This is a genomic window from Microbispora sp. CA-102843, assembly GCF_050936215.1.
Taxonomy (GTDB): domain Bacteria; phylum Actinomycetota; class Actinomycetes; order Streptosporangiales; family Streptosporangiaceae; genus Microbispora.
The window spans coordinates 9523863-9545785 of sequence record NZ_JBNJNF010000001.1; the positions used below are offsets into that span (position 1 = coordinate 9523863).

Genomic DNA, 21923 nt, shown 5'->3' on the forward strand with positions numbered 1-21923 from the left:
ACATGACCGACACGGTGCTCGGCGGGCGGTACCGGCTGACCTCCCCCATCGCCGCGGGCGGCATGGGCGAGGTCTGGCGGGCCGACGACGAACTGCTCGGCCGGGAGGTGGCGATCAAGCTGCTCGGCCGCCATGTCGCGGGCGACGCCACCTTTCGCGACCGGTTCCGCTCCGAGGCCAGGATCACCGCCGCCCTGACCGACCCCGGCATCGCCCAGGTCTTCGACTACGGCGAGACCGACGGCCTGGCCTACCTCGTGATGGAACTGGTGCGGGGCGAGCCGTTGTCGGCCATCCTCGCCCGCAACGGCGTGCTCGGGCCGGACGTCACGCTCGACATCGTCCAGCAGACCGCCCGGGGCCTGCACGCTGCCCACCGGGCCGGGGTGATCCACCGCGACGTCAAGCCCGGCAACCTGCTCGTCACCGAGACCGGCCAGGTCAAGATCACCGACTTCGGCATCGCCCGCGCGCTGGAGGCCGCGCCGCTGACCGCGACCGGCACCATCCTCGGCACCGCCCAGTACCTGAGCCCGGAGCAGGCGTCCGGCACCACCCTCACCCCGGCGAGCGACGTCTACTCTCTCGGGGTGGTGGCCTACGAATGCCTCGCGGGCCGCCCGCCGTTCACGGCGGAGACCCCGGTGGCGCTCGCGCTGCGCCACCTCAACGACACGCCTCCGCCGCTGCCCGGGAACGTGCCCGCGCCGGTGGCGGCCCTCGTGACGGCCATGCTGGCCAAGGACCCCGCCGCGCGTCCCGAGACCGGGCCGGTGCTCCTCGACAGGGTGCGGGTGCTGCGTGAGACCCTCGCGGGCACGGCGGCCTCGACGGCGGTCCTCGGTTCGCTGACCGACCCCCAGGGCTTCCCCGCGGCGGGCGGCGCCGGCCACACCGTCCCTCCGGCCGCGCCCGGCCTGACGACGCCGCTGGGCGAGCCTCCGGACGAAGGACCGGGGCAGGGGGCCCCGCGTCCCGGCGCCACCGCGCCGCTCGGTCCGGTCCCGGCCACTCCGCGCAGGGCTCCCGCCGGCGTCCCCGACGCCCGTACGCGGCGTCCCGGAGGTCCGGAGGGGCCCGCCGGTGGGCGCCGCCGCCGTCCCGCGACCCTGCTCCTCGCGACGGCGGGCTGCGCCGCCGCGGTCGGCATCGGGGTCCTCGCCTTCACCACCCTTCGGACCGGCGAGGCTCCGCCGGACCCGAATGAGACGGCCGCGCCCGTCTCACCGTCCCCCTCGCCGTCGCCATCGCCGTCGGCGCCTACGTACAGGTCAGAGGTTCCGCGGCCGCATCGGCCGACGGCTTCGGCGGCGTCGGACGAGCCGAGCGCCGTTCCGTCGGCTACCGTAAGCAAGTCGGCATCAACCACCCAGACGCCCACACCGGCTTCGTCCCCGACCCCGACCAAGACTCCGACGTCCACCCCGGCCACGGAAACCAGTGAGACTCCGCCCCCGACGGAAGCCCCACCCGACACGAACCCTCCGGATGAGGGGGAGTGATGAGGAGAGGGGTCGATGATGGAGACCGGTGGCACCCCAAGATGAACGGCAAGGGACAGTGCAGGAAATGACTCAGCCACGACTTCTCGGCGGACGCTACGAGTTGGATGGCGTCGTGGGGCGTGGCGGCATGGCCGAGGTGTATCGCGCCCGGGACATCCGGCTGGACCGTGTCGTCGCCATCAAGACGCTCCGCTCCGACCTCGCCAGGGACCACACGTTCCAGGCGCGCTTCCGGCGCGAGGCGCAGTCCGCCGCCTCGCTCAACCACCCGTCGATCATCGCCGTGTACGACACCGGCGAGGACATGACGGAGGCCGCGCCCGTGCCGTACATCGTGATGGAGTTCGTCGACGGGCGGACGCTGCGCGACCTGCTGCGCGCCGACCGGCGGCTGCTGCCCGAGCGGGCCATGGAGCTGGTGGACGGCATCCTGCGGGCGCTCGACTACAGCCACAGGGGCGGCATCGTCCACCGGGACATCAAGCCGGCCAACATCATGTTGACGGTCAGCGGCGAGGTCAAGGTCATGGACTTCGGCATCGCCCGGGCCATGGCCGACTCCGCCGCCACGATGACCCAGACGGCCCAGGTGATCGGCACCGCGCAGTACCTGTCCCCCGAGCAGGCCCGCGGCGAGCGCGTGGACGCCCGCAGCGACATCTACTCGACCGGCTGCGTGCTGTACGAGCTGCTCACCGGCCAGCCGCCCTTCACCGGCGACTCACCTGTGGCGATCGCCTACCAGCACGTGCGGGAGGACCCGATCCCGCCGTCGCGGATCGACCCCGAGATCCCCCAGTGGGCCGACGCGATCGTGCTCAAGGCGATGGCCAAGGACCCGCTCCACCGCTACCAGAGCGCCACGGAGATGCGCGGCGACATCCAGCGGGCCCTGTCCGGCATGCCGGTCGACCCGCAGACGATGGCGATGGCCACCCAGCAGTACAACGGGTACGGCGCGGCGGACCGAACGCGGACGATGTCCACGGCCGGCGGCGCTCCCATGACGCAGAACACCCGCGCCATCCCCGACTACGAGTACGCCCAGGAGGAGCGCGGCGGCGGCCGGTACGACGGGCGGCGGCGCAGCGGCGGCGGCAACACCGCGCTGAAGACCTCCCTGTGGATCCTCATCCCGCTGCTGGTCATCGGCGCCATGGTCGGTGTCGGCTACGCCTTCCTCGGGTCAGGCGGCTCCTCCACGGCCGACAAGGTCGAGGTGCCGCGGGTGACGAACCAGACGAAGGCGGCGGCCAAGCAGGCGCTGGAGGCGGCCGGGTTCAAGGTCGCCTTCGGGCCGGATGAGTTCAACAGCGACGTTCCCAAGGGCGCCGTCGTGAGCACCGACCCCGCCGGGGGCGAGCAGAGCGACCGAGGGGCCACGGTCACCGTCGTCGTGTCCAAGGGCGAGGAGAAGGTCACCGTCCCAGATGACCTGATCGGCAAGACGCCGGAGGAGGCCAGGGCCGAGCTGGAGGCGCTGGAGCTGAAGGTCAGCATCGTGCCGAAGGCCACCACCAAGGAGCAGGGCAAGGTCTTCGACAGCAGCCCCAAGCCGGGCGAGAAGGTCGAGAAGGGCTCCCTGGTCCGGCTGTACGTGCCCAAGGAGATGACGGAGGTCCCGAGCGTGCTCGGCCTCACGCTCGACGACGCGAAGCAGACGCTGGAAGGGGCCGGCTTCAAGGTCAGGTCGCAGCAGCGGCCGAGCGACACGGTGCCGCAGGGCAACGTGATCGACCAGTCGCCGCAACCGGGCGCCAAGCTCAACCCCAACACCACGATCACGCTGACGGTCTCCAGCGGCCCGCCGCAGCAGCAGGAGCCGACCCAGCAGCCGACCCAGCAACCGCCGACGGACACGCCGACCGACGGCGGCGACGGTGGCGACGGGGGCGGCGTGCAGATCGGGCCCCCCGGAGAGGGCGACGACAACCCGTTCGGCAACTAGACGAGACGAGCGGACGGCGGTCACCGCGAGGCGGTGGCCGCCGTCGGCGTTTCGTCAGGGTTTCGAAGGCCCTGCCGCGACACGGGACGAACGACACGAGGTATGACGGACGGCGCAGGGCATGAGGAAGGGCTTCCGCCACTCGGGGGCAATGGCGGAAGCCCTCACCCTTGTAGTCGTAACGAGAGCGGAAAGCGTTACACGATCTGCGCGAGCCAATTTCCGAGCAGCTGGTGGCCGTGCTCGGACACGACCGACTCGGGGTGGAACTGCACGCCCTCGATGGGGGCGTCGCGGTGGCGCAGGCCCATGATGACGCCGTCGGGCGTGGTGGCCGTCACCTCCAGCGCGTCCGGCACGGTGCCGGGGACCACCGCGAGCGAGTGGTAGCGCGTCATCGTGACCGGCGACGGGAGCTCCCGGAACACGCCCCGCCCGTCGTGGGAGATCAGGCTGGTGCGGCCGTGCATGAGCTCGGGCGCGCGGTCCACCACGGCCCCGTACGCCACGGCGATCGCCTGATGTCCGAGGCAGACTCCGAGCAGCGGAAGGCCGCGCTCGGCGCAGTGCCGTACGAGGGACACCGACACCCCGGCGGCCTCCGGCGTGCCGGGCCCCGGCGACACGAGCACGGCGTCGAATCCGTCGGCGTCGCCCACGGCGACGTGGTCGCGCGGCCGTACGTCGCAGTCCGCGCCCAGACCGCGCAGATACTGCACGATCGTGTGCACGAAGCTGTCGTGATTGTCGACCACGAGCACCCGGATCGGGCCCATAGATGTCTCCCGCTTCACCGGGGTGGTGGGTGTGCAGAGCGGAAATCGGACTTTCAGCGTACGGCAATCCCGTATGGGGGATCGCCCGGCGGGGCCCGCGCCGACTATCCTTGCTCGGGACTTCACCGCCACAGCGATTACGCTATTGACACCAGCCCGCACGACCGCGCGGGTACCCACCAGGAGAAGCTCCCGTGCCCAAGTCGAAGACCCGCAAGAAGGCCGTCTACACGCCGCCGCAGAAGACGCAGACGGTGAAGGTCAGCCCCCGTTGGCTCGCCCCCGTCATGGTGGCCTGCTGGATCATCGGTATCGCCTGGATCGCGATCTACTACATCTCGCCGGGCGTTCCCGGCATCTCCGCCCTGGCGAACTGGAACCTGCTGATCGGATTCGGGCTCATCATCGTCGGCGTCGTGCTGTCGACCAGATGGCGCTAGCGTGCTTTCCTGGAATTCTTTCCACAGCTTTTATCCACAGCCTGTGGACAGCAGGCGATGAGCGGCCCTTCGACGGGTTCGGGCCGGGCGGCGAACTGCCCGGCCCGGCCGCGAGGAGGGGTCAGCTTCGGCCGAGCATCTCGGCGGTGAGGATGTTCCCGCCGAGGCCCCAGCCGCCGTCGGGCACCTCCTCGACGAGGACCAGGGTGGTCGCCCGGGCCCGCTCGCCGTACACGCTGACGTAGGCGTCGGTGACGGCGTCGATGAGCTTCTTCTTGGACTCGGGTGTCAGGGTGTCGGCGGGCACCTTGAGGTTGGCGAACGGCATGGTCGTTCCTTCCGGTGATGTCGGGTCTCGGTGTGGCGTTGGGTCTCGGGGTGGCGTTGGGTCTCGGGGTGGCGTCGGGTCGCAGTGCGGCGGAGGTCAGACGATGCCGCCGTTGGCACGCACGACCTGCCCGTTGACCCAGTGCCCCGCGGGGCTCGCCAGGAAGGCGACGACCTCCGCGATGTCCTCGGGAGTGCCGAGCCGTTCGAGCGGGGGCTGCTTGGCCATCCGATCGATCGTGGCCTCGTCCTTGCCTTCGAGGAACAGCTCCGTGGCGGTCGGGCCGGGCGCCACCGCGTTGACCGTGATGTCCCGCCCCCGCAGTTCGCGGGCGAGCACGAGCGTCATCGCCTCGACGGCGCCCTTGCTGGCGGCGTACGCCCCGTAGCTGGGCAGTTGCAGGCCCACGATGGACGTGGACAGGGCGATGATCGTGCCGCCGCCGCGCACACGGCGCGCGGCCTCCCGCGCCATGACGAAGGTGCCGCGGATGTTGGTGCGGTGCAGGGCGTCCAGGTCGGCGAGGTCGAGGTCCGCGATCGGGGACAGCGACAGGCGCCCCGCCGAGTTGACGACGACGTCGACCCCGCCGAACTCCTTCTCCGCCGCGTCGAACATCGCCGCGACCGCGTTCTCGTCCGCGACGTCGGCCTGCGCCGCGATCGCCCGGCCGCCGGCCGACGTGACGGCGTCGACCACCTCGGCCGCGGCAGTGGCCGATCCCTGATATCCCACGACGACGGCGAAGCCGCGTCCGGCCAGCGTCGTCGCGATCGCCCGGCCGATCCCACGGGAGCCGCCGGTAACGACGGCCACGCGCTGATCATTCATTGGAGAACCCCCTACCTATCTTCGATACGAATTGACCGTATCGGCGTTACGAGACAGACGTTAGCACGATCTCCATATCAGCGCTAGCGGAGTTCCGTATCATTGGTTACATGGCAGGTGCGGACACCCTACGCGCGGCGATGATCGAGGCCGCAGAGAAGCAACTGGCGACGTCCACGGACAACGACATCGCCACGCGGACGGTCTGTGAGGCGGTCGGCGTGACCCAGCCCGTGCTCTACCGGCTGTTCGGCGACAAGCGGGGGCTAATCGACGCCGTCGCCGACCACGGGTACGAGCGCTACGCCGCGCTCAAGGCCGCGCAGGAGCAGACGGGCGACCCGGTGGCCGACCTCCGGGCCGGCTGGGACGGCCACATGGCGTTCGCGCGGGAGAACCGGGCCCTCTATCAGCTCATGTTCACGCCTCGGCCGTGGTCCCGGTCCACGGCTCGCGACCGGGTGTTCGCCCTTCTGGAGGCGACGCTCGTACGGTGCGCGGCGATCGGCGCGCTGAGGGTCGAGCCGCCGATCGCGGCCCGGCTGATCCTGTCCGCGAACGTCGGGGCCGCCCTCGACCACATCGCCTGCCCGGAGCTCTTCGACGATCCTGCGCTGTCCCACCGCATGCGCGACGCCGTGTTCGCGCATGTGCTCACCGAGGCGACCGCGCGGGAGGACGCCGACCCCCTCCACGAGGCCGCGCTGCGCCTGCGGGCACAGCTCGACCTTGCCGGCACCGAGGCCCTTGAGCCGGTCGAGACCGCCCTCCTACGGCGCTGGCTCGACCGCATCACGCAGCCCGGCGGGGCCTCGGGGAATGTCAGGTGAAGGCGCCCTCCAGGCGCAGGCCGTACGGCGGGAGCATGGTGACGAGCAGGACCAGCGCCACCAGCACAGCGGCGGCGATGCCGACCTGTACGAGGGTGCGGTTGCGCGGCGGAGCGTAGGCGAAGCCGGCGGCGACGATCGTGCCGGTCACGAGCCCGCCGAGGTGGCCCTGCCAGCTGATGCCCGGCACGACGAACGTGAGCACCACGTTGATGCCGATCAGCCAGAGGGCGCCGCGGGCGTCGTAGCCGAGCCTGCGGGCGACGACGAACAACGCGCCGAACAGGCCGTAGATGGCACCGGAGGCGCCGACGGCCGACGTGCCGAACAGGTAGATGGCGACCGAGCCGCCGAGCGCCGAGAGCATGTAGAGCGCGGCGAACCGACCCGCGCCGAGCCTGCGCTCCAGTTCGGGGCCGAGGGCGTAGAGCGCCCACATGTTGAACAGGATGTGCCAGAACGACGGCGGCGGAGAGTGCAGGAACGCACTGGTGATCAGCCGCCACCACTCGCCCATGTGGACCCCGAGCGACCACATCGCGAACCGCTGGATGACCTCGTCCGGGCGCAGGACCTCGGCCCCGTACGCGAGCACGTTGAGGATCAGCAGGGTCCACGTGACGCGGGGCTTGGCCACGGCAGTACCGCCGAAGGTCGCCTGGGGCTGCCGCACCTCGCGACTGCCGTCGCGGACGCACTCGGGGCACTGGTGGCCGACCGCCGCCTCGCGCATGCAGTCGGGGCAGATCGGGCGCTCACAGCGCTGGCAGCGGACGTAGGTCTCGCGGTCGGGGTGCCGGTAGCAGGTGGGCACGGCTTGCGCCCCCGGCTGCGGGGGCGGCGGAGGCTGGGAGGTCAAATGGGGTCCTTTCCTGGGCGAGTCCCTGTGCGGGGCGCATCCACGAGCCAGCCTATAAGCCGGAAACGCCCCGGCCGCGCGTTCGCGCGGCCGGGGCGTCCGGAGAGGCGGCGTCAGGACCGCTCGATGGTGACCTCCTCGAGGACCACCTCGTTCACCGGCCGGTCGTTGCGGCCAGTGGGGGTCTTGCCGATCGCGTCGACCACCTCGGTGCCCTCGATCACCTCACCGAAGATCGTGTGGCCCTGGTTGAGGTGCGACTGCGGGCTCATGGTGATGAAGAACTGGGAGCCGTTGGTGCCCTTGCCGAAGCGCTTGCCCGCGTTCGCCATGGCGAGCAGGTAGGGCCGGTTGAACTGGTTCTCGGGGTGGATCTCGTCGTCGAAGCTGTAGCCCGGACCGCCGACGCCCTGCCCGATCGGGTCACCGCCCTGGATCATGAAGCCGTTGATTACCCGGTGGAAGATCGTGCCGTCGTAGAGCTTGCCGGTCTGCTTCTCGCCGGTCTCCGGGTGGGTCCACTCCCGGGTGCCCTCGGCGAGTTCGACGAAGTTGCGCACGGTCTTCGGCGCCTTGTTGGGGAACAGTTGGACGCGGATCGTGCCGTGGTTCGTGCGCAGATTCGCGATGAGGTTGTCAGCCACGAAGGCCGCCCCCTTTGGTAGCTCGTGTTAGTTGTCCGGTGAACAGGGTATCGAGCATGCCTTCAAGCACCGCTCGTGATTGAGCCACGACCATCCGGGAAGGGGTCGTTCCGGGGCCCCGTCGATTGGGGAGGTTGATCGTGTCCCTGACAATGAACAGAAGGCGCCGCGCCGAGGTAGTCATCCCGCAAACGTGGCTGAGCAGGATGACAGACCAGGCGAGGAGGGCCAGTGGCCGGATGAGCCCGGTTGCGGAGACCGCACGGGATCTGGCCACGCACCGAATCGAGGACGCCAGAGTCTGGGCGGCGCCGAAGCTCGACCAGGCCGCGCAGTCGGTCGAGGAGCAGATCGCTCCGATCGTGAGCGCGTTCCTGGCCGAACTGGCCCGCCGGATCGACGTGAGCAGCGCCAGGAAGACCCGCCGGCGCTGGCCGGTCGTCGCGCTGCTCGGCGGCGTCGCGATCGGCGCGGTCGGTGTGGCCATGTACCGCAACAACGCCCAGCGCTGGACCGAGACGATGCGGGAGAGCATGCGGCACACCGGCTCCGACGCCAGCAAGTGGGTCGGAGACAAGGCCGGAGAAGTCGGCGAGAAGGCTGACAAGGCCGCCGACGAGATCTCGGGAAAAATGTCCTAGCACATCCCTCACAGCCACCCAGTACGGCCGGCGTTCCCCCAACGCCGGCCGTACTGTGTCTCCCGCTTCGCTCATCGGGGCGCTCACGTCCGCCGGGTCGCGCCGGAGGCGCGCCGGAACACAGCCCTCGTCACGTGCTCGCTCGTTCCTCGCTGCGCGCGTTCCTCAGTCCAGACCGGCGGCGCGCCCCTCAGGCTCGCTCGGTGTTTCCCGCTCCGCTCATCGGGGCGCTGTTATCCGCCGGGTCGTGCCGGAGGCGCGCCGGAACACAGCCCTCGTCGCCGCTTGGTCGCTTCGCTCCCGCGCGGCTCCTCAGTCCAGACCGGCGGCGCGCCCCTCCGGCTCGCTCGGTGTCTCCCGCTAGGCGTCCTCCGGAGGGAGCGGAGCGGAAGGGAGCGAGGACCGGAGCGAAGGCCCAGCGAAGCGGGCTTCGCGAGGACCGGAGGTTCCTTCCGGCGCAGTGACCGACCTGGCCACCATCCGTGACAATCCGACTAGATAATCGAAGTCTTCAGGCGGTGCAGTAGGGCGGGGAGCCGGTCCTCGTAGACCACCGTGAGCCGCCGGGTCGCTCGAGTGATGGCGACGTACAGGTCCTGGCCGCCCTTCGGCGACTGACGCAGGATGCCCTCGGGGTCCACGACCACCACCGCGTCGAACTCCAGGCCCTTCGAGCCGCGCACGGTGAGGACGGCCATCGGGCTGTCCAGGGGATCGACGGCCTCGGGGAACAGCGCGGCGACCTCCGGGTGCCGGGCGTCCGGCGTGACGACGCCGACCCGCCCCTCCCCGATCTCGCGCAGCTCCGACTCCACGAGCAGCCGCAGGTCGGTGCCGTCGGCGGGCACGGCGCGGGGACGGGCGCCGCCGAACCGGACCGACTCGGGCGGCTCCTCCCCGGGCGCCACGGCGCGCAGCACGTCGGCGGCTACCTCCATGATCTCGGCCGGCGTCCGGTAGTTGACCAGCAGGCGCTCCTCCCGCCAGCGCCCCTTCACGTACGGGTCGAGCATCTCGCCCCACGACCGCGCGCCCGCCGCAGAGCCGGTCTGGGCGATGTCGCCGACCACCGTGAGGGAGCGGGCCGGAACCCGCCGCATCACCGTCCGCCACGCCATCGCCGACAGCTCCTGCGCCTCGTCCACGATCACGTGCCCGTACGCCCAGGTGCGGTCGCGGGCGGCCCGATCGGCCGTCGTCACGTACGGCCCGTCGTCGCGGTTGCGGCCGGCCAGCAGGGTCGCGTCGAGCACCGGATCGGCGTCGGTGATCGTCAGGACCTCCCGCGCGTACAGTTCCTCCTCGCGGCGCTCCTCCTCCGCGCGGCGCCGCCTGGCCCCCGCTCCGTAGTCGTACTCGCCGAGCAGATCGGCGGCCTCGTCCAGCAGGGGGACGTCGCCGACCGTCCACGGCGCCTCACGGGGCCGCAGCAGGAGCGCGCGCTCCTCCTCCGTCAGGAAGGGCCCGGCCGCCGTACGCAGCCGCTCCTCGTCCGACAGGAGCTCGCGGACGAGCCGCTCCGGCGTGATCTCCGGCCACAGGGCGTCGAGCGCGTCGCGCACCGACCGGTGCTCCCACAGGGTCGTGGCGGCGTACCGCAGGTCGCCGTCCTCAAGCGGCCGGTCGAGCCGCGCCGCCTCGTCCCGCGCCAGCACCCGCAGCATCTGGTCCACGAAGCTCCACCTGGCGATGTTGTGCTGCCGCCGCAGGCCGCGTGCGCGGTCCCTGGCCCGCAGGCAGGTGGCGTGGTCCACCCGCAGCGGCATCTCCTCGACCACCACCTCCACGCCGCCGCGCACCGACGTGCGGACCGGGATCCTCACCTCCAGATCGCCCTCCGGCACGCGCTCGCGGTCGCGGACCGCCGTCTCGACCACCTCGGCCATGCGCGGGTCGCCCTTGACGACGGCGACGGCCGGCTCGTCCTCGTCGGTGGCCCGCACCCCTGGGTGGAGCCCGCCCATGCTCGTCAGCACCACCTGCGTCTCGCCCAGCGCGGGCAGCACCTGACTGATGTAGCGCGAGAACGTCGCGTTCGGGCCGACGACGAGCACACCGCGCCGCTCCAGCGTGTCGCGGTGCGTGTAGAGCAGGTACGCCGCCCGGTGCAGGGCGGCGACGGTCTTGCCCGTGCCCGGCCCGCCCTGCACGACGAGCGCCCCCGCCAGGCCTGAGCGGATCACCCGGTCCTGCTCGCGTTGGATGGTGGCGACGACCTCGCCCATGCGTCCGGTGCGCCCGCGGCGCAGTGCCGCGAGCAGCGCGGCCTCGCCGACGAGCGTACGGCGGTCTCCGTCGGCCATCCGGTCGAGGTCGAAGACCTCGTCGTCGATGCCCACGACATCGCGGTGCCGCGTGTGCAGGTGCCGGCGGCGTACGAGGGACTCCGGGTCGCTGGGGGTGGCGACGTAGAAGGGGCGGGCGGCGGGGGCCCGCCAGTCGACGAGCACGGACGTGTGATCGTCGTCGCGCAGCCCGATGCGGCCGATGTAGAGGGTCTCGCCCCCGGCGTCGTCGATGCGGCCGAAGCACAGGCCGCGTTCGACGGCCGACAGTTGCGCGAGGCGGCGGGCGTGCTCGGCCGCCGTCACCTCCCGCTCCACGACGGCCTGCCGGGTTCCCGTGCCGCCGCGGGCCAGGACTTCCCGCATGCCGCGCTCGGCTCGTTGCCGGGCGATGTCGAGGCGGCCGTACAGCATGGAGACATAGGACTGTTCGATCCGCAGGGCCTCGGCACGAGCGGAGTCGGATTGACGGTCACCCATTCCTATGATAAGCTCCTAGTGAGAGTGTCTGACTTTCAGATATCTGGGAATCTCTTCACTATACGGCATAGCGCCTCTGTGGTGCAGCACGCCTTCGTCCACTCCGCTCCGGGGTGGATTTTTTGTTTTCCGGGACTTCTGTGACTGATGTGAGTGATGTCGCGTCCGTCCTGGGTAGCGCGTGTACGACGCGATCGGCGGGACGCATCGCCACATTTCGTCCGGATTCGCATCGCGCCATGGTCAACCGCCGCGCGCCGCGGGACGTCTTTGGAAACAAGGAGGCCCGGATGGACGTCCTCGACAGCCTCGTGGACGACAAGCTCCGCCTGGAGCTCGTCCTCATCGAGGCGCTGCACCACGAGGCGGAACGGCTGGCCGCCCCGGCCGTCCGCTGAGATCACCAGCCCGCCGCCTCACACGGAGGCGGCGGGCTCTCTCACGGTCAGGTCAGGCCCAGGGGCGGAAGACGGCGCGGACGCAGCCGTCCTTCTTGTGCTTGAACATGTCGTAGCCCTTGGGCCCCTCGTCGAGGGTCATGGTGTGCGTCGCGAGGTAGGAGGTCTTCAGATCGCCCTTCGCGATGAGGTCGAGGAGCTTCGGGATGTACCGCTGGCCGTGCTGCTGCGCGCCCCGCAGCGTGAGGCCCTTGTTCATCAGCGCGCCGAGCGGGAACTTGTCCACGAAGCCGCCGAAGACCCCCAGCACGAACACCGATCCGCCCTTGCGGCAGGCGTGGATCGCCTCACGCACCGCGATCGGGCGGTCCTGCTCCAGGCGCAGCTGCTGCTTGATCCCGTCGTACACGCGCTGGATCCCGGTGCTGTCGGCCTCCATGCCGACGGCCTCGACGCACACGTCCGGGCCCCGGCCGCCGGTGCGCTCGCGCAGCTCGGCGGTGACATCGGTGCTCGTGTAGTCGATCACCTCGCAGCCGACGTGGCGGGCGGTCATGGCCAGCCGTTCCGGGTAGCGGTCGATCGCGATGACCCGCTCGGCGCCGAGGAGCATGGCGGCCCGGGCGGCCATCTGCCCGACGGCGCCGCACCCCCACACCGCGACCACGTCTCCGGGCCGTACGCCGCCGAGCTCGGCGCCCATCCAGCCCGTCGGGGCCGCGTCGGAGGCGAACAGGGCGTCGAGGTCCGAGACGCCCTCGGGGACGGTGAACGCGTTGTAGTCCACGAAGGGCACGCGGATGTACTCGGCGTGGCTGCCCCGGAAGCCGCCCATCGCGTGGGAGTAGCCGAAGATGCCCGCGGTCGTGCCGCCCCACATCAGGTCCGTGACGCCCGGCTTGGGGTTGCTGTTCTCGCACAGCGACCACTCGTCGTGCCGGCAGGCCCAGCAGCGGCCGCATCCGATGATCGAGCAGACCACCACCCTGTCGCCCGGCCGGTGCCGGCTCACCTCGGGGCCGACGTCGACGATCTCGCCGATGAACTCGTGCCCGATGACGTCCCCGGCCCGCATGGCCGGGATGTAGCCGCCGAGCAGGTGAAGGTCGGAACCGCAGGTGGTGCTCGCCGTCACCTTCACGATCGCGTCCTGGGCGTTGAGGATCACGGGGTCGGGCACCTGCTCGACCGACAACTCGTTCACGCCCTGCCAGCACAACGCCTTCACAGCCGCCCCCCTTCGGACGCGCGTCCCAGCGCCATGTCGAGCACCTTGCCCGGCAGGGTCGGCCTGGTCGTGCCGATCTCCTCGTCCGACCGCAGCACGTCGCCGGTCTCCAGCAGGGACTTCGTCTCGCGCAGCGCCGTACGGATCACCGTGCGGGAGTCCTCACCCCGCAGCCGGGCGAGGACGCCCTCGGCGCCGGCCCGATGCTCCCTCGGCCGGGCGTAGATCTCCGTGCCCCGCTCGCCGGGCGCCCTGTTCATCCGCACCTCGGCGTCCACCCGGGCCAGCGGCTCCGGCAGGTGCCCGGCCGGGGCGACCTCGTCCGGCGGCCGGTTGATCGTGACGCCCAGCCAGCGGCTGGACTCCAGGGGGTCCTTCGCCGCGCCCGGCACCCGGCCACGCGCGGCCGCCCATCGCGCCACCCCCAGGCCGGCAACCGCGAGCGCCGCCGCTCCGGCAACGAGACGTTTCATGGCTTCGCCCCCTCCACGGCCGACTTCCTCGGGTGCTACCCCTGCTCATGGGCTCTATCCCGCCCGTGACGGCACGTGAGGAGGAGTTGGGCCCGAGGTGACGGTCTCGGGACGGCGACCGGCGGGCTATTCGGCGTCGCTCGACGGCGCGGCGGCGAGGGCGTCGGCGACCGTGGGGAAGACCGGGACGTGGGACGTCAGCCCGGTGATCCACAACGCGCGGGCCGCGCCCTGCTCGACCGCGACGAGGGCCAGCCAGCCTCCCTCGTCCAGCGCGCGCTTCCAGCAGTTGACCAGCAGCCCCGTCGCTCTGGAATCGAGGAAGTCCAGTTCGAGCAGGTTCACCACAAGGTGCGGCCCGAACTGGGCGAATGCCTTGTCGAAGAATTCCGTGGCCGGTTCGTGCGTGGTGAAGTCGAGCGTCCCCCGCACCGTCAGCACTCCGATGCTTCCGCTGCTCTCGGCGGCGAACGTGGTCTCGGCTGTCGAGATGTTGTGAAGGTCAGACATCAGGACACTTCCAAGGAGTTCGGCAGAATGCGCGCGACCAGGATGCAGGTGTCGTCGCCGGTGTTACTCGGGGCCAGGGCTTCCATGACCGCCGCCACCCGATCCTGCGGTGGCACCTTCGGCACCGTCTCGGCGATCGCCGCGCTGAGGATGTCCAGGCCCTCGAACAGGTCCCGGCCCGGCCGTTCGATGAGACCGTCGGTGAACATGAGGAGCAGATCGTCCGGCTCCAGCCGCATCTCGGCACAGCTGTAGCTCACGTCCTCGAAGACGCCGAGCAGCACGCCGGGGTGCAGCAGCCGGTGCACCTTGCTCCCCCTGACGAGCAGCATCGGCGGGTGGCCCGCGTGGGTCCACCTCAGCGTGCGGTCCTTGGTGCGGTAGCGGGCCACGACCGACGTCGCCAGCACGTCAGGCCGCATCCGCCGGAGCAGCCGGTTCAGCGCCACGAGGATCTGCGCCGGATCGTGGTCGGCGAAGGCCAGCCCGGTGATCGCGTGCCGCAGCTTCGCCATCGCGGAGGCGGCGGCCAGACCGTGCCCGGCGACGTCGCCCACGGCCAGCAGCGCCTCCTCGTGGTCGAGGTGGATGGCCTGATACCAGTCGCCGCCCAGCGGCGCCGTCTCGGCCGGGAAGTAGCGCACGCCGATCTGCAGCCCGGGCACCGCGTCCTGCACCGGCAGGATGATGCTCTGCAGCCGCGCGGTGAGCTGCGACTCCTCCTCCAGCCGCTGGGTGACCTCGGCGAGCTCGACGGCCGTCCTGCGCCAGTCGGTCACATCCTGCACGACGCCGTGGATCTCGACGGGCCGCCCGTTCGCGTCCCGGCTGACCTCGGCCGTGGCCCTGATGTGCCGGTACTCCTCGCCGGCGCGGATGCGGATCTCGAACTCGTGCGGCCCGCCGCTGCCGCTCAGCGTCGTGAGCGCGTGCTCGACGATCGGGATGTCGTCCGGGTGGGCGATCTCGCGGTAGTACTCCAGCGCGAACGGCCCCTCGGCCGGGTCGCGCCCGTGGATGACGTAGAGCTGGTCGGACCACTCGGCCTCTCCGGTGATCAGGCTCCAGTGCCCCCACCCGAGGTGACCCAGGCGCTCGGTGTGGAGCAGCCGGGCAGACAGGCGCTCCTCCCTGTCCCGGCGAACCCAGGAGACGAGAAGGCCGCCCTGCAGCCGGGCGAGGCGGACACCGTAGGTGGACAGGTGAGTCACGCCGTTCCCGTCCTCCCGGTGCACGTAGGGATCGACGTCCTCGGGTTCCCCGCTCTCCATGGCGCGGAGGTAGGCGTCCCACAGAGGGGAGCCGGCGACGCCCGGATACGCCTCGAGCGCGCGCAGGCCGACGAGTTCCTTGCCGGTCCTGTCGTGGACGTCCCTGGCCTCGGGACTGGCCGCGCACACCTCGAAGTCGAGGATCGCACCGGCCTGATCGCGGATGGGCACCAGCCAGACGCCCTGAACCGGGACCGCATCGAGCATGGCTTGCACCAGCCCCGCCGTAGCGGCTTCGGGAGACGATGCGCCCGCGTCGAGCGAGGGGCCGCTCACAGGAGTAAGCCGCAGAGTGCGATCACCTCCACTCATCGGATCCGCCGGCCACCTTCCGCGAGACATCCACAAGAGCGGACTTCGGGAGGATCCCTCTTGCCTTCCCGATGAGATTACCCTCCGGCCTTCAGAATAGGCCCTTGATGCCCCTTGGTCTCCCCGCGAGGTTCCCGTCCGTCCTGGGCACACTCCCCTGTCGGCTCTTAGGATCTTTTAGGAACTTTTACCCTTCTCGGGTTCCGGTAGGGGGATTGTCGGGATGGTGCTTCCGCACAACGCTCTGGACCATCGGTATCGGGGCGAGCACCCGCTCCGCACACTGGCCTATCTCTTCCGGGAGCACCGGCCCCGCCTCGTCCTCGCCGTCGTGGCCTTCACGGTCAAGCACAGCCCGACCTGGCTGCTCCCGCTCGTCACCGCGAACGTCATCGACGCGCTCGTCCGGCACGCGCCCGTCGCCGACCTGCTGACGTCCACGGCCGTACTGCTCGTCCTGCTCCTGCTGAACCTCCCCGGCCACCTGTTGTACGTACGGTGCCTGCACGGCGCGATCCGCCAGGTGGGCACCGGGCTGCGGTCGGCGCTGTGCCGCAGGATGCAGCACCTGTCGATCGGCTACCACTCCCGCGTGAGCGCCGGGGTGCTGCAGACCAAGGTCGTCAGGGACGTCGAGAGCGTCGAGCAGATGGTGCAGCAGACGGCCGACAGCGGCCTGTCGGCGGTGACCATGCTCATGGGCGGTCTCGTGGTGATCGCCTTCCGGGTGCCGGCCGCGCTGCCGGTCTTCCTGCTCGTCGTCCCGGCCGCCGCGGTCCTGGTAATGCGGATGCGCAACCGTCTGCGCGCCGACAACGAGAGCTTCCGGCAGGAGGTCGAGCGGCTGTCGGCGCGCGTGACCGAGATGACGCACCTGATCCCCATCACCCGCGCCCACGGCCTGGAGCAGGACGCGCTGCACCGCATGGACGGCACGCTCACCCGCGTCCTGCGCACCGGCCTGCGGCTCGACCTGCTCAACGGCCGGTTCGGCGCGATGGCCTGGATCACGCTGAACGTGCTCGCCGCGGGCTTCCTGGCCGGCTCCGCGATGATCTCCTACTACCAGGTGCTGCCGATCACGGCCGGTGACGTGGTCATGCTCAGCACCTTCTTCACCACGCTCACCACCTCGGTCACCACGCTGATGAGCCTGACGCCCGTGATCAGCAAGGGCCTGGAGTCCGTACGCTCGATCGGCGAGGTGCTCCAGGCGCCCGACCTGGAGAACAACGACGGCAAGGCCGAGGTGACGGCGGTCCGCGGCGAGTTCGAGTTCCAGTCGGTGTCGCTCGCCTACGAGGCGGACCGGCCCGCAGTGGACGACTTCAGCCTCACCGTGTCCCCCGGGGAGACCATCGCCCTGGTCGGGGCCTCGGGGGCGGGCAAGTCGACCGTGCTCAACCTCGTCATCGGCTTCCTGCGTCCCACCTCGGGGCGCATCCTGCTGGACGGCCGGGACATGGAGGAACTCGACCTGCGGACCTACCGGCGGTTCCTGTCCGTGGTCCCCCAGGAGTCGATCCTGTTCGAGGGGAGCATCCGCGACAACGTCACGTACGGCATGCGGGACGTGCCGGAGGAGGTCCTGCGGGCCGCCCTGCGCGACGCGAACGCGCTGGAGTTCATCGACCGGCTGCCGCACGGGCTCGACACGATCGTGGGCGAGCGCGGCGCGCGGCTGTCCGGCGGCCAGCGGCAGCGGCTCGCCATCGCCCGCGCGCTCGTCCGCGACCCGCGGGTGCTGATCCTGGACGAGGCGACCTCGGCGCTCGACACCGCGTCGGAGGCGCTGATCCGGCAGGCGCTCGCCCGCCTGGTCGCGGGCCGCACGGTCTTCGTCGTCGCCCACCGCCTGTCCACCATCCGCACGGCCGACCGGATCGTCGTGATGCGGGACGGCCGGATCGCCGAGGTGGGCACCCACGACGAGCTGAGCCGCAGACCGGGCGTCTACTCCGGGCTCCAGGCCGCCCAGCTCGCCTGAACCACTCCCCGGTGTCGTAAGGAATCCCGGTGTCGTCAAGAAAGGGTCCGCCCGCGCGGCGCCGGCCGCACGCTCCCCGCCGGCCGCGCACAATGCGCTGGTCAGCCGCGATCGAGGGGGAGGACGATCGATGACCAGGGCATCGGCGGGAGTCGCGCTGGCCCTCGTGGTCGCGGTGCTCGCCGCGCCGGCACCCGCGCCGGCGGCGGAGCTGCCCCCGTGTCCGCTGGTGATCGGCCACGGCGGCTACCCGAAGAGCGCCGGCGCGAAGGCCAAGGACGTGATCCGCCAGCCCAACGTGCTGCGGGCGGTCGACGACCAGGCCTCGTGGGGCGCCGACGGCGTCGAGGCCGACGTCCAGCTCACACGGCGGGGCGCGAAGGCCGTCATGTGGCACAACAGGACGACGAACGGGCTGACCGGCCCCCGGCAGGAGATCAGCGAGATCGGGTGGGCCGACGGGCCCGGCGACCTGCGGGACCGCCGCGTCGCCCGCGGGCCGTACGCGGGTGAGCGGGTGCCGACGCTGCGGGAGTGGCTCGACCACGTCCGCGCCCGGGGGCTGGTCGCGCTGCTGGAGATCAAGAAGTCCGCCGGGCCCGTCCTGGCCGACCCGGCGTATGGCGCCTCCGCGTGGCGGGAGATCGTCGATCCCATCGTCGAACGGCAGGACGCGCAGCCGATCCTCGTCTACTCGCGCGACGAGTGGATCGAGGCGGAGCTCGCCAACCGGCTGCCCGAGCATCTGCGAGGGTCGGCGGCGAAGTGGACCGACGGCGTCAAGTGGGACGAGCCGCCGCCCCCTTGGCAGCTCAACGTGCCGCGGTGGCGGGCCGTGTTCGACCAGGCTCCCAACAGCGTGATGACCAGCCACACCGCGGACTACCGCGCCTGGCTGGACGGCAGATGCCGCCGCCAGGCCGACGCGTGAACGGGCGTCGGCCGCTCCTCCCCGTCGAATCCCGTGCGGCCGTAAATGAGATGACGGGCACGGGCGGGGAGGGCACGATGGACTGTCGCCCCCTTCCCCCTGTTCCACGTCCTCCGGAGTTGTTCTCGTGCCTGGCCTCCGCCGTGATCTCGGCCTGCTCAGGGATCGGCGGTTCGCCCTGCTGCTGGCGGCCCGGACGATCTCCGTACTCGGCACCGCCTTCGCGCCGGTGGCCCTCGCCTTCGGCGTGCTCGGCCTCCCGGGCGCGACCGCCACGACGCTGTCCGCCGTGCTCACCGCCGAGGCGCTGCCGATGGTGCTGTTCATGCTCGTCGGCGGAGTGATCGCCGACCGGCTGCCGCGCCACCGGGTCATGATGGTGGGGGAGTCGCTCAACGCGGCGGCGTACTTCTGCCTGGCCGCGATGATGCTCACCGGCTGGACTCCGCTGCCCGCCCTCGTGACCGCGAGCGCGGTGAGCGGCATCGCCGCCGCGGTCCTGTTCCCCGCCCTCACCGGAATCATCCCGGACGTGGTGCCCGCCGACCGGCTGCAGACCGCGAACGCGCTGCTGGGACTGGGACAGAACATCTCCCGCGTCACCGGCCTCGTGCTGAGCGGCGCGGCCGTGGTCCTGCTGGGGGGCGGATGGGCGCTGACGGCGAGCGGGGCGATGTTCACCGTGGCCGGGGTGCTGATCGCGCTGCTGCGCCTCACGCCCGCCGAGCGCGCGGCCGGCGGCGGGCACTCGGTGCTGGCCGAACTGCGGGACGGCTGGCGCGAGTTCATCTCCCGGCAGTGGCTGTGGGTGGTCGTCGCCCAGTTCTCGATCCTGGTCATGGCGCTGCAGGCCGCCCACGGCGTGCTCGGGCCGCTGGTCGCCAAGCAGTCGCTGGGCGGGGCGCCCGCATGGTCGGCCGTCCTCGCGGGCGAGGCCGTCGGCATGATCGTGGGAGTCGTCGTCACGCTGCGCCTGCGGCCCCGGCGGCCCATCCTGGTCGCCACGCTCCTCACGTTTCCCACCGCCGCGCCGTACGTGCTGCTCGGCCTGAACGCACCGCTGTGGACGGTCGTGGGCGGGGCGTTCGTGATGGGGGTGTGCTTCGACATCTTCGGCGTGCTGTGGCAGACCACCATGCAGCGCGAGATCCCGGCCGAGTCGCTGTCACGGGTGAGCTCCTACGACGCGCTCGGGTCGCTGATGTTCGGGCCGCTCGGCCTGCTGCTGGCCGGGCCGGTGGCCATCGCGGTGGGGCCGCGGCCGGCGCTGGTCGCCTGCGGGGCGGTCATCATCGTGGCCACGCTGGCCGCGCTGCTGGCCCCCGGCGTACGCGGACTGCGGGTCGTCGACGAGAAGCCCACACGCGTGCCCGCCGCGTCCTGAAACGCGACACCGGACGCGATGACGGCCTCGTACGTGTGACCAGGGCCCGGGGCGGGGCCGAAACGCCGCACCCCGGGCCGGCCGACACCTACCGAGTAGGCGCAGCGCCGGCAGCGGCACCTTTGGCGCGTCCATGCCATGAACCCGAAGCGCGACAAGTGGCGAGACATGGCTGTCAGATCCCCGAAGGGTTAGGCGGCCTCGATGCCATGGTGTCGTTGATGATCCCCCTCACCTCCCCACGCCTGGACTCGGACCTGATCGCCGAGTCCAGGGCGCGGCCCGAGGCGTTCGCGGCGCTGTTCGACCGCTATGCGGCGATGCTCTACCGCTATGTGTCCCGCCGCCTCGGTCCGGAGGTCGCCGAGGACCTGGTGGGCGAGACGTTCCTGGTCGCCTTCCGGCGCCGGGACCGCTACGACCTCACCCGCCCCGACGCCCGTCCCTGGCTGTTCGGCATCGTCAGCAAGCTCGTCTCCCGGCACCACCGCGACGAGGCCGCCCGCTACCGGGCACTCACGCGCAGCCCGCTGGACGACGTCGCGGACTCCCCCGCCGAACGAGTGGAGGACGGCGTGAGCGCGACGGCCGTCCGCCCACTGCTGGCCGCCGCGCTCGCGCGCCTGTCGAAGGGCGACCGCGACGTTCTGCTGCTCATCGCCTGGGCCGACCTGTCGTACGACGAGGCGGCGCAGGCCCTCGGCATCCCCGTGGGCACGGTGCGCTCACGCCTGAACCGGGCCCGTCGCAAGGTGCGCGAGGCGCTCGGCCACACCAATCCGCTGCGGGACGAGGAGTAGCCATGGACGACCTGACGATGCTCCGCGACCTCGGCCGTGGCCTCGAGCATGAGCCCCCGGCAGGTCTCGCACGCCAGCGGCGTCGCCTGCTCGACGAGGTGACGGGCGGTCGCCGCCCGCGCCTGACGAGATGGACGGGCGGCCGCCGGGCGGGGTGGATCGCCCTGGCGGCGGTCGCGGTGGTCACCGCCGCGCTGGTCGTGGTGCCGACCGTGCTGCTGCGCGGGACCACCGGCGCGCAGACCGTGGCGCCGCCCACCTGGGAGCGGCCGCAGAAGAACGGCGGGGCGCTCACCGTGCTGCTCCTCGGCTCCGACCGGCGCCCGACGTCCGCAAACGTCGGCGACCTGGGCGAGCGCAGCGATCTCATGGTTCTCCTGCGGCTGTCCGCCGACCGGAAGCGGGCGACGGCCGTCAGCCTGCCCCGCGACTCCATGGTCCGGATCCCGCAGTGTCGGTCGGCCGACGGCAAGACCGTCGCCGCACATCAGGACTTGATCAACCAGGCGTACGCGATCGGCGGCCTGACCTGCGCGTGGAGGACGGTGGAGACCACCACGGGCGTGCGCGTCGACCATGCCGTCGCCATCCGCTACGACGGATTGGAGAAGCTGGTCGACGCGCTCGGCGGCGTCGTGGTCACCCTCCCCCGCGCCGTGGACGACCCCAAGTCGAAGCTGAAGCTGCCGGCCGGCCGCTCGGTGGTGGACGGCAGGACCGCGGTGGCGTACGCGCGCCTGCGGTTCGCGCTCGGCGACGGTTCCGACATCGCCCGCGTCAAGCGGAACACGGCCCTGATGCAGGCGATGCTGAAGAAGGTGTCGCGTCTCGACGATCCCGCCGCCCTGGCCGCCTTCGTCCGCGTGGCCGCGACGTCCGCTACCACGGACGCGGGGCTCGACCTCGACACCATGCTCGGTCTGGCACGGGACGTGCAGCGGGCCGGCACCCGGGTCTCGTACGTGACCGTGCCGTGGCGGCCCTACACGAAGGACCCGAACCGGATCGAGTGGAAGCAGCCGGACGCCGCCCGCCTGTTCGCACGGCTCGCCGCGAACTGAG

The 21923-nt window shown here is 71.4% G+C and carries 20 protein-coding genes; 10 read left to right on the plus strand and 10 right to left on the minus strand.

The annotated features are described in order from the left end of the window. The first annotated feature begins 2 nt into the window (after window positions 1–2). Together ACQEVJ_RS44470 and pknB are read left to right on the plus strand one after the other, a co-directional pair. Entirely contained in the window at window positions 3–1502 is a 1500-nt protein-coding gene (locus ACQEVJ_RS44470) for a protein kinase domain-containing protein (protein ID WP_433111658.1), read from the plus strand. Between the two features lie 67 nt (window positions 1503–1569). Continuing rightward, window positions 1570–3453, plus strand: coding sequence for a Stk1 family PASTA domain-containing Ser/Thr kinase (pknB, locus tag ACQEVJ_RS44475; RefSeq protein WP_433111661.1), 1884 nt, complete (start codon window positions 1570–1572; stop codon window positions 3451–3453). 197 nt (window positions 3454–3650) lie between these two features. Here the strand turns inward: pknB and ACQEVJ_RS44480 are convergent, their stop codons facing one another. Next, window positions 3651–4229, minus strand: coding sequence for an anthranilate synthase component II (locus tag ACQEVJ_RS44480; protein WP_433111664.1), 579 nt, complete (start codon window positions 4227–4229; stop codon window positions 3651–3653). 194 nt (window positions 4230–4423) lie between these two features. On the opposite strand from ACQEVJ_RS44480, the gene ACQEVJ_RS44485 reads away from it, so the two are divergent. After that, on the plus strand, window positions 4424–4669 hold the full coding sequence (locus tag ACQEVJ_RS44485) for a cell division protein CrgA (protein ID WP_433111667.1): 246 nt from the start codon (window positions 4424–4426) through the stop codon (window positions 4667–4669). Between the two features lie 121 nt (window positions 4670–4790). On the opposite strand, the gene ACQEVJ_RS44490 is transcribed toward ACQEVJ_RS44485, so the two are convergent. Beyond that, window positions 4791–4997 (minus strand): 4-oxalocrotonate tautomerase family protein, encoded by a 207-nt coding sequence (locus ACQEVJ_RS44490; RefSeq protein WP_433111670.1) that lies wholly within the window; start codon window positions 4995–4997, stop codon window positions 4791–4793. Between the two features lie 96 nt (window positions 4998–5093). Continuing rightward, window positions 5094–5828: an SDR family oxidoreductase gene (locus ACQEVJ_RS44495; RefSeq protein ID WP_433111672.1), complete on the minus strand. Its 735-nt coding sequence runs from the start codon at window positions 5826–5828 to the stop codon at window positions 5094–5096. 110 nt (window positions 5829–5938) lie between these two features. Between ACQEVJ_RS44495 and ACQEVJ_RS44500 the strand changes: the two genes are divergently transcribed. Further along, window positions 5939–6658: a TetR/AcrR family transcriptional regulator gene (locus tag ACQEVJ_RS44500; RefSeq protein ID WP_433111675.1), complete on the plus strand. Its 720-nt coding sequence runs from the start codon at window positions 5939–5941 to the stop codon at window positions 6656–6658. On the opposite strand, the gene ACQEVJ_RS44505 is transcribed toward ACQEVJ_RS44500, so the two are convergent. Together ACQEVJ_RS44505 and ACQEVJ_RS44510 are read right to left on the minus strand one after the other, a co-directional pair. Beyond that, entirely contained in the window at window positions 6651–7517 is an 867-nt protein-coding gene (locus ACQEVJ_RS44505; RefSeq protein WP_433111678.1) for a rhomboid family intramembrane serine protease, read from the minus strand. The two genes, ACQEVJ_RS44500 and ACQEVJ_RS44505, sit on opposite strands and share 8 nt — an antisense overlap. A gap of 113 nt (window positions 7518–7630) precedes the next feature. Further along, on the minus strand, window positions 7631–8161 hold the full coding sequence (locus tag ACQEVJ_RS44510; RefSeq protein WP_433111681.1) for a peptidylprolyl isomerase: 531 nt from the start codon (window positions 8159–8161) through the stop codon (window positions 7631–7633). A 239-nt stretch (window positions 8162–8400) separates the two neighbouring features. Here ACQEVJ_RS44510 and ACQEVJ_RS44515 point away from each other — a divergent pair, with 239 nt between their 5' ends. Beyond that, window positions 8401–8802: a hypothetical protein gene (locus ACQEVJ_RS44515; RefSeq protein ID WP_433111684.1), complete on the plus strand. Its 402-nt coding sequence runs from the start codon at window positions 8401–8403 to the stop codon at window positions 8800–8802. 494 nt (window positions 8803–9296) lie between these two features. On the opposite strand, the gene ACQEVJ_RS44520 is transcribed toward ACQEVJ_RS44515, so the two are convergent. From ACQEVJ_RS44520 to ACQEVJ_RS44540, 5 genes are all read right to left on the minus strand, one after another. Continuing rightward, entirely contained in the window at window positions 9297–11567 is a 2271-nt protein-coding gene (locus tag ACQEVJ_RS44520; protein ID WP_433111686.1) for a HelD family protein, read from the minus strand. A gap of 450 nt (window positions 11568–12017) precedes the next feature. Further along, the gene (locus tag ACQEVJ_RS44525; protein ID WP_433111689.1) at window positions 12018–13193 is read right to left on the minus strand and encodes a zinc-dependent alcohol dehydrogenase; all 1176 of its coding nucleotides are present in this window, start codon (window positions 13191–13193) and stop codon (window positions 12018–12020) included. Continuing rightward, window positions 13190–13666, minus strand: a complete 477-nt coding sequence (locus tag ACQEVJ_RS44530; RefSeq protein WP_433111692.1) for a hypothetical protein — start codon at window positions 13664–13666, stop codon at window positions 13190–13192. The genes ACQEVJ_RS44525 and ACQEVJ_RS44530 overlap by 4 nt, the downstream gene beginning before the upstream one ends. A gap of 126 nt (window positions 13667–13792) precedes the next feature. After that, window positions 13793–14176 carry an STAS domain-containing protein gene (locus ACQEVJ_RS44535; protein WP_433111695.1) on the minus strand — a complete coding sequence of 128 codons (384 nt, stop codon included), beginning with the start codon at window positions 14174–14176 and terminating at the stop codon, window positions 13793–13795. After that, the gene (locus tag ACQEVJ_RS44540) at window positions 14176–15654 is read right to left on the minus strand and encodes a PP2C family protein-serine/threonine phosphatase (RefSeq protein WP_433111698.1); all 1479 of its coding nucleotides are present in this window, start codon (window positions 15652–15654) and stop codon (window positions 14176–14178) included. Before ACQEVJ_RS44540 ends, ACQEVJ_RS44535 begins: the two co-directional genes overlap by 1 nt. Before the next feature lie 328 nt (window positions 15655–15982). Here ACQEVJ_RS44540 and ACQEVJ_RS44545 point away from each other — a divergent pair, with 328 nt between their 5' ends. The 5 genes from ACQEVJ_RS44545 (at window position 15983) to ACQEVJ_RS44565 (ending at window position 21922) form a co-directional block, all read left to right on the plus strand. Then, window positions 15983–17746 (plus strand): ABC transporter ATP-binding protein, encoded by a 1764-nt coding sequence (locus ACQEVJ_RS44545; RefSeq protein ID WP_433111701.1) that lies wholly within the window; start codon window positions 15983–15985, stop codon window positions 17744–17746. Window positions 17747–17876: 130 nt separating this feature from the next. Then, a complete protein-coding gene (locus ACQEVJ_RS44550; RefSeq protein ID WP_433111705.1) occupies window positions 17877–18677 on the plus strand; it encodes a glycerophosphodiester phosphodiesterase in 801 nt (266 codons plus the stop codon). Between the two features lie 127 nt (window positions 18678–18804). Further along, entirely contained in the window at window positions 18805–20061 is a 1257-nt protein-coding gene (locus ACQEVJ_RS44555; protein WP_433111708.1) for an MFS transporter, read from the plus strand. 221 nt (window positions 20062–20282) lie between these two features. Then, window positions 20283–20861: an RNA polymerase sigma factor gene (locus ACQEVJ_RS44560; protein WP_433111710.1), complete on the plus strand. Its 579-nt coding sequence runs from the start codon at window positions 20283–20285 to the stop codon at window positions 20859–20861. Window positions 20862–20863: 2 nt separating this feature from the next. Continuing rightward, entirely contained in the window at window positions 20864–21922 is a 1059-nt protein-coding gene (locus tag ACQEVJ_RS44565; protein ID WP_433111713.1) for an LCP family protein, read from the plus strand. The last annotated feature ends 1 nt before the right edge of the window (window position 21923 follow it).

Coding starts and splice junctions, on each gene's coding strand:
- ACQEVJ_RS44565 (WP_433111713.1), top strand. CDS start 20,864: ATGGACGACCTGACGATGCTCCGCGACCTCGGCCGTGGCCTCGAGCAT.
- ACQEVJ_RS44495 (WP_433111672.1), bottom strand. CDS start 5,828: ATGAATGATCAGCGCGTGGCCGTCGTTACCGGCGGCTCCCGTGGGATC.
- ACQEVJ_RS44530 (WP_433111692.1), bottom strand. CDS start 13,666: ATGAAACGTCTCGTTGCCGGAGCGGCGGCGCTCGCGGTTGCCGGCCTG.
- ACQEVJ_RS44550 (WP_433111705.1), top strand. CDS start 17,877: ATGACCAGGGCATCGGCGGGAGTCGCGCTGGCCCTCGTGGTCGCGGTG.
- ACQEVJ_RS44560 (WP_433111710.1), top strand. CDS start 20,283: ATGATCCCCCTCACCTCCCCACGCCTGGACTCGGACCTGATCGCCGAG.
- pknB (WP_433111661.1), top strand. CDS start 1,570: ATGACTCAGCCACGACTTCTCGGCGGACGCTACGAGTTGGATGGCGTC.
- ACQEVJ_RS44520 (WP_433111686.1), bottom strand. CDS start 11,567: ATGGGTGACCGTCAATCCGACTCCGCTCGTGCCGAGGCCCTGCGGATC.
- ACQEVJ_RS44490 (WP_433111670.1), bottom strand. CDS start 4,997: ATGCCGTTCGCCAACCTCAAGGTGCCCGCCGACACCCTGACACCCGAG.
- ACQEVJ_RS44545 (WP_433111701.1), top strand. CDS start 15,983: ATGGTGCTTCCGCACAACGCTCTGGACCATCGGTATCGGGGCGAGCAC.
- ACQEVJ_RS44540 (WP_433111698.1), bottom strand. CDS start 15,654: ATGCTCGATGCGGTCCCGGTTCAGGGCGTCTGGCTGGTGCCCATCCGC.
- ACQEVJ_RS44500 (WP_433111675.1), top strand. CDS start 5,939: ATGGCAGGTGCGGACACCCTACGCGCGGCGATGATCGAGGCCGCAGAG.
- ACQEVJ_RS44480 (WP_433111664.1), bottom strand. CDS start 4,229: ATGGGCCCGATCCGGGTGCTCGTGGTCGACAATCACGACAGCTTCGTG.
- ACQEVJ_RS44535 (WP_433111695.1), bottom strand. CDS start 14,176: ATGTCTGACCTTCACAACATCTCGACAGCCGAGACCACGTTCGCCGCC.
- ACQEVJ_RS44515 (WP_433111684.1), top strand. CDS start 8,401: ATGAGCCCGGTTGCGGAGACCGCACGGGATCTGGCCACGCACCGAATC.
- ACQEVJ_RS44470 (WP_433111658.1), top strand. CDS start 3: ATGACCGACACGGTGCTCGGCGGGCGGTACCGGCTGACCTCCCCCATC.